We start from the raw sequence: 12725 nt of genomic DNA, 5'->3' as shown, positions 1-12725 counted from the left end.
GGGTGTTTACCATTGCTGAATTTAAGCTAACTTGTTTGGTGTGATTTATAACGAAATGAGTGGCTACAAAACGTATAGACAAGGACAGTTAATAGTCCTATTTATAGAGGGTATGTCCAATGCATAAGAGGTTAGGAGCAAAACAATCCTCTATGCAAATTTTAATAGTGAATCAAAGACAATTTTTTTAAAACATTTAGAGCATATGGTAAATCTTTAGAACTCCTTAAAAATAATTAATAGTATTTTCATGATTTTCCTAAGTAAATTATACACTAAATGATGCATCTCTGCACTTCTGGTGTTTACAATAGCTTATAATTTGCAATATTTTATACATGTTACTAGAATAGATGAGACTATAATAAATGAGGTGTAGACAACCGTGAAACGCGTAAAAGGTAGAATGGACGAAAGTATACTTGTCTGCGTATACTATGGACCAAATGGTGAACGACTCATTAGAAGAGGACACAAGATGGCAAGTATTATGGACTGTCCACTCTATATCTTAACTGTGGATCCACTTCCGTACGATGCTTTCGATGCGGAAAAATCAGGATACGTAGAGCAGTGGAGATCTTTAGCAGATGAACTAGACGTGGAAGAATTTATCATCCGTGATAATGAAAAGCGTCCTTCTCCTAAAGTGATTAAGGAAGTAGCACATCAATTTAATATCACCCAGATTATTATCGGACAAACAGCTCAGAGCAGATGGGAAGAAATTACGAAAGGCTCCTTTATGAATGTACTATTAAAGGAAATCCCATTTGTAGATTTCCATGTGGTTTCGGTGGAACGTGCGATAAAAGAAGAAGAAGAAGGAATATTTGAAAAAGGTGTAAGAGCCTATTTGGTGAATGATGGAGATACTTATAAAGTATCCTTTACCTGTGCAAAGAATATGTGTCAGGAAGGAATTTTCTTTAAAGAAATTGGTACAGATTTTGATAATGGGATATTCAAATTTATGCATAATAACAAAATGCAGCAAGTTCATATCCAAGACAATCTAGTAACTGATCCATCTCAAGTTCCAGCTGATTGTAGACTAAAAGCAAGATAATATATAAGAGCACTCCTTTATGGATTGCTCTTTTTTTGTAAATATGAAAGCTCGGCGCTGCTCCTGCGTAAGCTCGCTACAAACAAGAGCGTTTGGAATGACTAAGGAACTGTCCCTTCACTTTTCTCCATTTAACTGACACAGGCGCTTGCGCTTTTCTTATGCCGCAACCTTCCCATCCTTTGGTAGAGCAAAAGCTACTAATCCTAATATAGGAAGAAGCGACACAACCACCATAGTTGAATACACTCCTATGTAATCCATAAGAATACCAATAACTACTGCTCCTATAGCTCCCATTCCAAACGCCAATCCAACCGTAAGACCAGCCATTGTTCCAATTTTGTTCGGAACTAGCTCTTGTGCGTAAACAACTGTCACGGAAAAACTGAGCATGATTGAAAATCCAATAGCAGTTAGTAGTATTAAAATAGCCCAAACAGGCACATAAGGTAATACAAGACACAATGGTATTGGTACAATGGTTGAAATGACAATCACTTTTTTTCTTCCAATCCTATCAGCCATCGGACCTCCAAAAAACGTCCCCACTGCCCCCATAGCTAAAAACAAGAAAATAATTAGTTGGCCTTTATCTGTTACGAAGTTATAGTTTTCCGTCAAATGAAAAATATAAAAGCTAGTAATATTCGTAACATAAAAAGAGCGCACAAAAATAATTATCATTAAAAGCCCTAGTGCAATCCCTACCTGTTTCTTAGTCAATACAGGCAAAGAAGATATAAATGCTTTTTTCTTAGCACCTAAACCCGCTTCTCTTAGTTGTTCCTTATACCATCTAGAAATTTTACTCAATATAAAAATACCTATCGCAGCAACGATTAAAAATAACGCAGCTCCTCTTTGTCCAAGCGGAAGTAGTATGAATCCACTAATAAGAGGGGCTAAAGCTTGTCCAGAATTCCCTCCAACCTGATAAATCGATTGAGATAGTCCTCTTTTATTCCCCGCTGCCATATAAGAAACCCTAGACCCCTCCGGATGGAATACTGCTGATCCCAAGCCTAAAAATATAACAGCTACGAGTATTATCCAGTAATCTGGTGCAAAAGCTAATCCTGCCACACCGATAAAAGAACTTACCATTCCTAGAGGAAGAGCATATGGCATTGGCTTTTTATCACTTATAAAGCCAACCACTGGCTGTAGTATAGAAGCAACTATATTAAGGGAAAATGTTATAAATCCTAACTGAGTAAAGGTTAATCCAAGTTCACCTCTAAATATTGGAAACATAGCTGGGACAACAGATTGTAAAGTGTCATTAAAAAGATGACATATTCCCATAGCCACCATAATAGGATAGACAGGATTCCCCTGCCTATTCAGAGTTTCTGTTTGCGACAATTTACCACACCTCCCTATAAAAATAGTTTTTGGATCAATTTTATAATTGCTATCTATATGAAAAACACGAACAAAAAAAGAATATAAATGATTTCCACTTTAATCGGTCATTTCTCATTTAGCTGGTATCGTCGCAGCTTTTACAATCAAAAAGTTATAAATATTCATGTTTAATAGTAAGTGCAATTTATGAAAATAACCCAATTTAGTTATTATATCGCAAAATCATTGAATTTATAAAATTTTCCTAAAAGAGAATAGTTAGATGCTAGTGGGTCACAATACATAGAAGTATATTTAAAGGAGTATTGATCACAATGGCTGATATAAGTTTTTGGGAAATGATTTGGAGAACTACCATCTCATTTGCAGTTTTGCTTTTTTTAGCACGCATAATGGGAAAGAAGCAGATAAGCCAATTAACTTTCTTTCATTACATTACAGGAATAACTATAGGATCTATCGCTTCGGAAATTGCTTCACAAAAAGAAACTCCCTTTGTGGACGGAATTATATCACTAATATGGTGGGCAGTACTTACAATCCTTATGACATATCTTTCACAGCTTTCCCCTAAGTTGCGTCTGCTTTTAGATGATGAGCCAACAATTATCATTAAAGATGGAAGAATATCTCTAAAATCCTTAAAATCTTCTCGCATGAACATGGATGATGTAATGATGTTATTAAGAGAACAATCCATCTTTTCTATAGACGATGTCCAGTATGCAGTATTAGAAACAAATGGAGAGCTAAGTGTGTTTAAAAAACCTGCAGAACAAAATGCAACAAAACAAGATGTGAAGGCAGACGTTTCCATGCCCACTTATATTCCAACCGAAATTATATCAGACGGTAAAATTGTACGGAAAAATCTAAAAGAATTGAAACTAGACGAAGAATGGGTAATGAAGAAGTTGCGCAAGCACGGGGTTCAGTCAGTCGATGAGGTATACTTTGCACAATTACAAACAAATGGATCCCTTTCGGTTAACCTAAAAAATAATAGTCTATAAAATAACCATGAAGACAACAAAAGGTATGGGGAATTTTTCCCCATACCTTTTTACTTCCTTTTAAATAGGAAGCTTTTGCTATTTTAAAATATTATTTGTTAATTCTTCAGCTAAATTATTTAGTTCATTTACATTAATAGAAGAAAGTTGATCGTTGCTTAGTTGATATTTCTCCTTTAACTGAAGAATACGTTCCACGCTCCGATCAATTTGTTCTACCTTTATTTCTTCATTTTGTACGGCCTCTAAAATAGCTTGAATGGCTCTTTGCACTTTTTCATAGTCATGTGCGATTAATACAATATCATTACCAGCCTTGACAGCTTCAACTGCCGCCTCTCCTATTTCATAATTATCCAAAATGGCCTTCATCGTCATATCATCCGTCATGACGACTCCTTCATATTTCAGCTGCTCTCGTAGTATTTTCGTAATGACCACATTTGAAATGGATGATGGCTTATTAGCATCTATTTCTGGTAATAATATATGACCAATCATGACCACATCTGCTCCACTTTTTAAAGCATTTTGAAAGGGAATGAATTCTAAAGCCTGAAGCTCTTTCATATTCTTACTTACTATTGGAAGTTCAATATGAGAATCTACTTCTGTATCCCCGTGACCAGGAAAATGCTTAATAACTGAAATAACATTTTCACTTTGCAAGCCCTTCATAGTAGAAATACCAAGCTCACTCACCAATTTAGGGTCACTTCCAAAAGAACGATCTCCAATAACAGGATTATTAGGATTACTGTCAACATCAAGTACAGGTGCAAAATCCAAATTAAATCCAAACGCATTCAGCTGCTTGCCTAATAATTCTCCCAATTGAAATGCTAATGCTGGATTGTCCTTTTTACCAATTTGTTTATTGGTCGGAAGATTGTTGAGCTCTGGAATCCTTGTCACTCTTCCTCCCTCTTGGTCTATCCCTAAAAACAGCGGATATTGCTGCTGCATATTCTCAGCCTTAATGGAATTTAGTAATGTCACTATCTGATTTGCATTTACCAGGTTATCTTTAAAGAAAATGATTCCTCCAACCTTATCCTCACGAATCATTTCCCTACTTTTCTCCGATAATTCTACTCCTTCAATTCCTCCAAAAATCATTTGGCCCACTTTTTCTTCTAAGGACATACTATCCACTGGGGAAGTTGTCACCGTTGAGTCTACCTCCTTTAAGTCCGTATAAACCGAAATATGATGAACGTTAGGATTCGGATCATTTTCCGTAGGCTTTGGTAGGATCCATTTTAATTGTATATTCGGGAGAATTTCATAAACTAAAATAGTTTCTTCTTTCCCTTCATCCTGATAGCTACGTATAATATCTGGCTCTCCTGCAACCGAATGGATGTCTTCCAATTGAACCTCTTGTATATATGTCGAGTTAGTTCGGATATCAAAAACAGTTCCTGAATGATGTCCAACAGTTGCGTTTCGAGATAGATAGGTGTCATAAATATCATTCGAAAGATTGCTGCTCTCATCAGGTACTCCCCATAGCTCGTACAATTGTTCTGTATCTGTTTCGCCAACTATAAAGGGTACATTTATAACCTGTCCTTTTTCAGCTAGCTCAAAAACAAGCGAAACAACTGCCTGTCCTTCGTTAGCTGCTTCTTCTTCACTTATAAACTCTTTTGATTTCTCTTCTTTGTTAGTTGTTAAGACCGCTTCTATTATAGTAAACATAAAAATTACTACTATGATAATTCCAATTTTTTTAATCATTTTAAAGGCCCCCGAATGATCGTCTACCCTATTGTATTTCAATTAGTACCGACACTATACCTTTTTTTGTATTTTAATTTTAATAATCAATCATTTTCAAATGTCCTAACTAAATTATTTAAACCAATTTGCACAACAAATAATTAACTTAATACAGAATGAATCATAATCTTCAATTCAAGCAACGTATCTCTACGTTACTCACTCTGTACTTAATTTCCACAAAAAAATCCCCAAACGGGGATTGGAAATTATGCCTGTGATTTATGGCGGAATGGACATTTCCCTTGAATTGGCTCACTATCATCACCAATAAAGGATTGCTTCCATTCGTTATGTGTCGGGTCGCCGAAGTGGCCTATGTCTGGATGCTTAGGTAGCTGATCCCACACTTCTACACGTTTACGAACTTTTTCACGTGACATAATGCCACCTTTTTCAGTTCCTTCTAACCCTTCAAAAATTTTGCGAGGTTGGAATCCAAGAACCATCGCATTTCCTAGATGACGTGTCTTTCGCTTCTTGTATGCAGGAGCATTTCCAAACACAAAAATTGGCTCACCATTGAATCGGAAATCCCATAAATAGTGCTCTGGGTCGCGTGGACTGTCTTCGGGCCATTCTACTTCATCAACTTCATGTAAGTATTGGAGGATATCCCAAAACTGCTTTCGGTAATCTTCAATAGAACCCTCTTGCTCAAAAGGCTCCACAAATACAAAAAGACCGTGTCTCTTGTAATTTGGTAATTTAAATAAATTTAGAAATTCTTCTACTGCAGAAGGTAGATTACTCCAGTCATCTTGATTGATATAAGCATAGCGGAGCTCGCCTTTTAATTCGCCACTCATTCCAAAAAAACATGGAAACGTTTTATCTGTTACTGTGTTATGAAAGGTTTCGTATTCTTTATAAAGCCAACTAGGCAAGTCAGTTCTAGTATGAAAATCTTCTTTTGTTAATAATGCTTGTTCCTTTGTAATCATACGATCTCCTCCACCATCTTCATTCTTACATCTATTATGTCTATTCTTTACTTTAACTAATGTACATATTCTTTACCCCATTCTAAAATTCTTGAAACAACTAGGTACAAAAGGAAATAAATTTCACAAATAGGTTATGAAATGAAAAATTAAGGGAATACAAAAGTAATGAGTGAAGAAAATGGAGGATTACTTATGGTGAAAATAATTCAAGATAAATCTCAAATACATTGTAAAAGTGAATATGGAACGCTTCAAAAAGTAGTCTTATGTGAACCACAATTCATGGAAATTAGAGAAGTGATTAATGACGTACAAAAAAAATATATAAATGATAATATAGACCGTTCACTTGCCATTTCGCAACATCAAAAGTTTGAACAGACTTTAAGGAATGCAGGCGTGGGAGTGATAAAACTACAACCAAGCAAAGACCACCCTGAACAGGTCTTCACTAGAGATATTGGGTTTACTTTGGGCAACCGTTTATTTATATCCGAAATGGCGAATCCTATTCGTCAAGGCGAAGAGAAAGTATTGGCAACTTGGATGAATGAACATGACATTTCGTATAAGAAGCTTTCCACGCATTCCATTGAAGGTGGCGATGTAATCGTGGATGGCAATCGTGTGTTTATTGGCATTAGCCATCGTACATGTAAGGATGCTGTTCAAGCTTTACAAAAAGAATTGCCGGATTTTGAAATTATACCTATCCCTTTTAATCCAAAATATTTGCATCTAGACTGTGTGTTCAATATCCTTTCCTCAAAAGATGCATTAATTTATCCTGATGCGCTCGATCCTAAAATTGTAGAAAATTTATCGAGCATGTATCATTTAATCGAAGTGAGCGAAAGTGAGCAATTCTCAATGGGTACGAATGTGTTGTCTATAGGGCAAAACCGAGTGCTAAGTTTGCCAACAAATCAGGATGTTAATAACCAGCTGAGACAGCATGGTTATCAAGTATTGGAAATCGAATTCTCAGAAATCATTAAATCAGGTGGATCGTTCCGATGCTGTTCAATGCCTATTCTGCGCGGATAAGAAAAGAGTAATTGGCATCTTCAGAAAGTATTCTATTGATAAATGAGCTTGGAAATGTAATTCCAAGCTCATTTTTTAATTTGAATCAGTATGATCATTCCAGGCACTTAGAGTTACTCAACCGAATATTAGACAAAATTAAAAGACCGCGGTTGCACACCGAAGTCATTTTTATTGCTACTATGTCATTTACTGAACTTATACATCATTTAAAGAAAGCGTTTTGGCTAATCGATTAATTCGGAATTATTTCATACGCAAGCTTTCGAATAATGAAATCATGCTCCGGATAATTCTCTAAAAGTTCATCCTGAGTGAAAAGCTCAAAATCTTCATATTCAAATCCAGGAGCAACCATGCAGCCCACTAAAGAAAATTCTCCGCCCTCTAAAACTGAGGAGCCGAAAATAGAATTTTTAGGAACGATTACTTGTGGCATTTCTCCGTTGGCTATATCTAACCCAAGCTTATATTCATGATAGTTTCCTTTTGGGTCAATTACATGAACAACTAATGGGTCTCCACCATGAAAATACCATAACTCATCTGACTTTAAACGATGAAAGTGGGAGATATCTTTCTCTCCAAGTAAAAAATAAATGCTTGTATATAGATTTCTAGATGACCCAGATACATCTAGAGTTTCTGTCGAGGCAAATGAAGACTTAAAGTAACCACCCTCTGGATGAGGTTCTAAGCCTAAAAACTCAATATAATAGGAAGCATCCTTTTTCATTATACTTCCCTCTTCTCTAAATGCTTCATACAATTAAATAGATGACAGTGGTTTTCCTCGTCTTGCAGCTCAACGATGGTCAAAGAGGTATTTCCTATGTCTGTAGAGAATTCTCCATCCGGAATAAGCGCATATAAAATTCTTGCAAGAAATCCTCCGTGGCTAACAACTAAAATCTTTTTACCTTGGTGTGCTTTTTTTATGTCCTCAATGAAGGACATCCCTCTAGAGATAATAACTTCTTCCTTCTCGAAGCCCATTTCCTGCTCTCTCCAATTTGGTCCCCATTTCGCAACTCGTTCATTTTCGGTAGTTCCCTCTATTATACCGCCACCAATTTCACCTAAGCGCTTATCTACTCGAAAATCAATACTAGGCTGCTTTTCTGCTATAATTTCTGCAGTCCGCTTTGCCCGAATAAGATGGCTAGTGTATATGATATCCCACTGTTCCTTCTCCATCCGCTCAGCAACTCGCTCTGCCATTTGTATCCCTTCATCATCTAAAGGTACGTCTGTTGTACCCTGTGCTCGTCCTTCTTTGTTCCAGGCGGTAACACCATGTCTAATAAATCCTATTGTAGTCATTTAAAATCCCCCTTTGTTCAAAGATAAAATAGAATTTCCTTTTCGTAAAGTAATTGTCCATAAGCCTTGTAAAAATGTCTGAGTAGATTTAAATAATATCACTTGACCTTTACGCTACGTGAACCCTTAGACTATTTATAACAGGAGGTGAAGAAATGGAATACACGATTCAAAAGCTTGGGGAACTTGCAGGAATTAGTACTCGTACTTTACGCTATTACGATGAAATCGACTTACTGAAACCAGCCCGATTCAGTGAGGTAGGCTACAGAATTTATAGTTCAGCCGAAGTAAGCCGACTCCAACAAATATTGTTCTATCGAGAGTTGGGGATAAACTTAGTACGAATAAAAGAAATCATCTCTTCTCCAAGCTTTGACAGTACTTCTGCATTAAAGCAGCACAAAGAAAAACTACTTCAAAAAAGGGTCCAGCTTGATTTGTTAATAAATAATGTGGATAAATCGATTCAAGAAAAAGAAAGGGGTATTAAAATGACAGATAATGAAAAATTTGAAGGCTTTAAACAACAGCTTGTGGACAACAATGAGGATAAGTATGGTGAAGAAATTCGAAATAAATACGGAAATCAAACAGTAGATCAATCCAACTCTAAGCTAAAAGATATGACACAGGAACAATATGAGGAGATAGTTAAATTAGAACAAGAAGTATTAGATAGTTTAAAAGAAGCTATGACAGCTGGCGATCCAACAAGTGACCTGGGACAAAAGACAGCAAGCCTGCATAAGCAGTGGATAAGTTTCTATTGGCCAAAATATTCGAAGGAAGCTCACGCGGGTCTAGCCGAAATGTATGTGGCAGACGAACGTTTTGCAGCTTATTATAATAAAGTTCAGGCTGGGGCAGCTCAATTTTTACGAGATGCTATTCGTGAATATACTAAAAACTAGAAGGCTTGCCTTCTAGTTTTTTAAAAGTTGCTCAAGTATGTGGATATCATCGGGATAAGCTAGTGGCAATCTCTTAATATCGTCCAATGACTTCCAAGCAATTTCGTGGATAAATTCATCTGGATCATGGATTGTCAATTCTCCACTAACAAAGTTCACCACAAAGTATTCTACATAATACGAAATACCATAATCACTTAGTAAACCATTCTTTTGATGTACCTTTTCACTCGGATGAACAGTTAAACCTGTTTCCTCCCAAAATTCTCGGACACAGCATTCTTCAAATGTTTCTCCCTCTTCCAACGTACCTGATGGAACTGTCCACAGCTTATCCTCTCCTGGTGCAGCCTGTAAAACCATCAACACTTCATTTCGCTCATTAAAACAAATACCAGCTGCCCCTTGCCACTTGAACATATTTCCCATTCCCCTCTTCTGCCACATATCATTTTGCTTTAATTATACCGCACCCCAAAAAATCGGTGAAGTAGCGGGATACACCCGCAAGTATGGGAAAGAGTCCCTAAGTTAATGATTAACCTATATTTCTAGAGGATTCGCACGTAAACAGTAGTAGAAAGTGTCACCTAAATCAAAGATGCACACCCCTATTTACTAAGTTTTCGCCCCTAAACCACATACAAATGTATCCTAAAGTCGCCGAATTCGCCCATAAACAGTAGAAAGTGGCTCCTAAATCGAAGATGTGCCCATATTTACTATGTTTTCGCCCCTAAACCACATACAAATGTCTCCTAAAGTGGCGGTATCCGCTCCTAAACTACCTGATTTTCACCCGTAAATGAAAGAAAAAGCAATCCAATAATTTATATTTTTTCCACAGTACCTTGCAATGTATAATAGCATGTGATATATTACTTTCAACGGTACTGTTTATTAAATAGTAGCTAAGGGAGTGAAAGAAAAGTGAATATACAGTTTAAAAAGGGTGTTTTAAATCTGTGCGTCCTTGTCTTGTTGGATAAACAAGATCGATATGGTTACGAGCTGGTACAAAAAATATCTGATCAAATATCAATTTCTGAAGGCTCGGTTTACCCACTCCTTAGACGGTTAACTAAGGAAGGCTACTTCACAACTTATTTACAGGAATCAACGGAAGGTCCCCCACGTAAATATTACAAGCTGACGGACCTAGGTAGAACATATCTTCATGAGCAATTAAATGAATGGAAAAGCTTTACGGATGGTGTAAATAATCTAATCGAAGAGGGTGTAAATAATGACTGAGCAACAATTTATTAAGGAATTGGAACTTGCATTACATCAAATGACTACTGACGAGCGCAGTGAAATTATTTCGGATATTCGAGAATATTTCTCTAATGCACGGGAAGATGGAAAAACGGACAGCGAAATATCTGCCTCACTTGGTTCACCAAAGATTATTGCGCAGGAGCTTCTTGAGAATTATGTTCCAGAGAAATCCCAGCCAAAAGCGTTTACAAGCGATAAGTTGATACGCATTCCGGAGCCTAACTTTTCTAATGTGTTAGTAGATCTTGATTATGGTTCTCTAAACGTTTTTCCGTCTGAAACGGATGAAACTATTGTAGAACTGATTGGGGATAATGAAAAGCTTTCCTTTGTAGTCGAAGTGATAAATGATACTCTCTCCATTAATTTGAAATCTAAAAAAATGAGCTTCTTTACTTTTATCTTTCAGGTGAAAGAACTAAAAGTAAATGTCGCTCTACCAAAAAAACTTTATTCAACTATTATTATGAAAACTGATGATGGTCGTATTCGAGTAGAGAAATTGCTTGGTAAAAATGTGAAGATTACTTCTGACAACGGCTCCATTGCACTTCAAGAAATAGCTGCTACTATTATGGAGGTTAACACAGACAATGGTCGAATTGAGTTAGATCGAGTACAGGCTGACAAGCTAACTACTACGACCGACAATGGCAGAATCGAACTCCGCAATGTGGATACAGAGAAAACTTATGCAGAAACAGACAATGGCCGCATAACGATGCAATATGTAAGTGGGGATATCCTGGGGAAAACCGACAATGGACGAATCGAACTGTTAACAACTAGCATTGATCGAATGATTGATCTAAAAACAGACAATGGCAGTATCATGATTGAAACCGAATCCGAGCCTAAAGATGTATCTATCTACGCTAAAGTGGATTGGGGTAAAATAGACATTTTTGGAGAACGTAATTCCAAAACTGTTTACGGTGCAGGAACGAATCAAGTAAAGCTAACCTCTGACAATGGCAGATTAACTGTAGCAAAACGGATAATATCCGGGATTTCTAATTAATGGTACCTAACTTAACCTAGACAAGATCCAAACACCTTTTTTCCTCTTTTCTCATAGACTAGGTAAGGACTATGACAAAAGGGGAAATGTATGAATAATATCGAAAACTACAACCAACAGATGTATGCCCAACAGGCTTATCAGCAATCGTTAACATTAATAGCCGAAGCCGTACAAGGAGAAAAGGAAGATCAAGTTTTTTATGACTACCTAATCTCCTTAGCTCCTAATCAAGAACAAATAGAAATAATCACCTCTATCCGAAACGATGAGATAAAGCATAATCAGTGGTTCAGAGAAATGTATAAAGCATTGACTGGTAATGATGTGGTGGTTACGACAGAAGAGCAATTCGTTTCTCCTGCCAATTATGAGGCCGGTATTAAGAAAGCTTTTTTCGGAGAGTTAAAAGCAATGGAAAAATACAGAGTAATACGAGCAGGACTACCCTACCGCGAATACAGAGATATTGTTTTCGAAATTTTGACAGACGAAATGAAACATGCTCAACTATATAATTATATTTTAACGGAAAATATTTCAAAAAATGTACCGGAAAGCATGCAAGAAAATACTTCAGCAAATACTTCTTGGAACAAGCCTGAGCCTGTTGGCTACCCTGACCAGTGGATTCAATATACACAATACCTTGTAAATGAAGCTCTCAGTGATGTGGAAAGAGGCGTTAATTTAAAGCATATTCTCCAGGAATTTATACTCATGGGTGTCCTCGTTGGTAAAGGATATACCCCAGAGCAAGCATATGAAACAGTAGAGAATTGGGAACTCTCAGGCGAATCTCAGTTACTCTACCAAAGTAAAAATATTAAGTAACACAACGCTGCGTATAATACGCGGCTTTTTTTATGCCCAATTATTGTAATTCTCATGTTACTCTAAAATAAATATTTCATTTTTTGAGAAAAATTTAAATTTAGCGCGTTATATAGAGTG

At 36.6% G+C, this 12725-nt stretch carries 13 protein-coding genes; 7 read left to right on the top strand and 6 right to left on the bottom strand.

The window, feature by feature from the left end; genetic code table 11:
• Nucleotides 1–385 precede the first annotated feature (385 nt).
• Complete coding sequence (locus ACQKNZ_RS16065; protein ID WP_144539400.1) at nucleotides 386–1069, top strand: histidine kinase; 684 nt, start codon at nucleotides 386–388, stop codon at nucleotides 1067–1069.
• A gap of 159 nt (nucleotides 1070–1228) precedes the next feature.
• Here ACQKNZ_RS16065 and ACQKNZ_RS16060 read toward each other — a convergent pair whose 3' ends face one another.
• Nucleotides 1229–2386 carry an MFS transporter gene (locus ACQKNZ_RS16060; protein WP_191697570.1) on the bottom strand — a complete coding sequence of 386 codons (1158 nt, stop codon included), beginning with the start codon at nucleotides 2384–2386 and terminating at the stop codon, nucleotides 1229–1231.
• Nucleotides 2387–2754: 368 nt separating this feature from the next.
• Between ACQKNZ_RS16060 and ACQKNZ_RS16055 the strand changes: the two genes are divergently transcribed.
• Nucleotides 2755–3453 (top strand): YetF domain-containing protein, encoded by a 699-nt coding sequence (locus ACQKNZ_RS16055; RefSeq protein WP_225216097.1) that lies wholly within the window; start codon nucleotides 2755–2757, stop codon nucleotides 3451–3453.
• Nucleotides 3454–3531: 78 nt separating this feature from the next.
• On the opposite strand, the gene nagZ is transcribed toward ACQKNZ_RS16055, so the two are convergent.
• Together nagZ and ACQKNZ_RS16045 are read right to left on the bottom strand one after the other, a co-directional pair.
• Nucleotides 3532–5196, bottom strand: a complete 1665-nt coding sequence (gene nagZ, locus ACQKNZ_RS16050) for a beta-N-acetylhexosaminidase (RefSeq protein ID WP_191697520.1) — start codon at nucleotides 5194–5196, stop codon at nucleotides 3532–3534.
• Nucleotides 5197–5447: 251 nt separating this feature from the next.
• The gene (locus ACQKNZ_RS16045) at nucleotides 5448–6182 is read right to left on the bottom strand and encodes a YqcI/YcgG family protein (protein WP_144539397.1); all 735 of its coding nucleotides are present in this window, start codon (nucleotides 6180–6182) and stop codon (nucleotides 5448–5450) included.
• A gap of 195 nt (nucleotides 6183–6377) precedes the next feature.
• Here ACQKNZ_RS16045 and ACQKNZ_RS16040 point away from each other — a divergent pair, with 195 nt between their 5' ends.
• Complete coding sequence (locus tag ACQKNZ_RS16040) at nucleotides 6378–7232, top strand: dimethylarginine dimethylaminohydrolase family protein (protein ID WP_427660683.1); 855 nt, start codon at nucleotides 6378–6380, stop codon at nucleotides 7230–7232.
• Nucleotides 7233–7467: 235 nt separating this feature from the next.
• On the opposite strand, the gene ACQKNZ_RS16035 is transcribed toward ACQKNZ_RS16040, so the two are convergent.
• Both ACQKNZ_RS16035 and ACQKNZ_RS16030 read right to left on the bottom strand, forming a co-directional pair.
• Nucleotides 7468–7968: a cupin domain-containing protein gene (locus ACQKNZ_RS16035; RefSeq protein WP_427660681.1), complete on the bottom strand. Its 501-nt coding sequence runs from the start codon at nucleotides 7966–7968 to the stop codon at nucleotides 7468–7470.
• A complete protein-coding gene (locus tag ACQKNZ_RS16030; RefSeq protein WP_427660679.1) occupies nucleotides 7968–8555 on the bottom strand; it encodes a histidine phosphatase family protein in 588 nt (195 codons plus the stop codon). The genes ACQKNZ_RS16035 and ACQKNZ_RS16030 overlap by 1 nt, the downstream gene beginning before the upstream one ends.
• A 155-nt stretch (nucleotides 8556–8710) precedes the next feature.
• Between ACQKNZ_RS16030 and ACQKNZ_RS16025 the strand changes: the two genes are divergently transcribed.
• Nucleotides 8711–9469 carry a MerR family transcriptional regulator gene (locus ACQKNZ_RS16025; RefSeq protein ID WP_427660677.1) on the top strand — a complete coding sequence of 253 codons (759 nt, stop codon included), beginning with the start codon at nucleotides 8711–8713 and terminating at the stop codon, nucleotides 9467–9469.
• Between the two features lie 12 nt (nucleotides 9470–9481).
• Here ACQKNZ_RS16025 and ACQKNZ_RS16020 read toward each other — a convergent pair whose 3' ends face one another.
• A complete protein-coding gene (locus ACQKNZ_RS16020; RefSeq protein ID WP_144539387.1) occupies nucleotides 9482–9889 on the bottom strand; it encodes an NUDIX hydrolase in 408 nt (135 codons plus the stop codon).
• Nucleotides 9890–10399: 510 nt separating this feature from the next.
• Between ACQKNZ_RS16020 and ACQKNZ_RS16015 the strand changes: the two genes are divergently transcribed.
• From ACQKNZ_RS16015 to ACQKNZ_RS16005, 3 genes are all read left to right on the top strand, one after another.
• Nucleotides 10400–10723, top strand: coding sequence for a PadR family transcriptional regulator (locus ACQKNZ_RS16015; RefSeq protein WP_144539385.1), 324 nt, complete (start codon nucleotides 10400–10402; stop codon nucleotides 10721–10723).
• On the top strand, nucleotides 10716–11771 hold the full coding sequence (locus ACQKNZ_RS16010; protein ID WP_427660674.1) for a DUF4097 family beta strand repeat-containing protein: 1056 nt from the start codon (nucleotides 10716–10718) through the stop codon (nucleotides 11769–11771). The genes ACQKNZ_RS16015 and ACQKNZ_RS16010 overlap by 8 nt, the downstream gene beginning before the upstream one ends.
• 90 nt (nucleotides 11772–11861) lie before the next feature.
• On the top strand, nucleotides 11862–12605 hold the full coding sequence (locus ACQKNZ_RS16005; RefSeq protein ID WP_427660672.1) for a hypothetical protein: 744 nt from the start codon (nucleotides 11862–11864) through the stop codon (nucleotides 12603–12605).
• Nucleotides 12606–12725 lie beyond the last annotated feature (120 nt).

Origin of the sequence: Psychrobacillus sp. NPDC093200, assembly GCF_050280345.1 — a bacterium.
Taxonomy (GTDB): domain Bacteria; phylum Bacillota; class Bacilli; order Bacillales_A; family Planococcaceae; genus Psychrobacillus; species Psychrobacillus faecigallinarum.
Note: the sequence above shows the minus strand (reverse complement) of the source record. Positions and strands in the feature narration are given on the sequence as shown.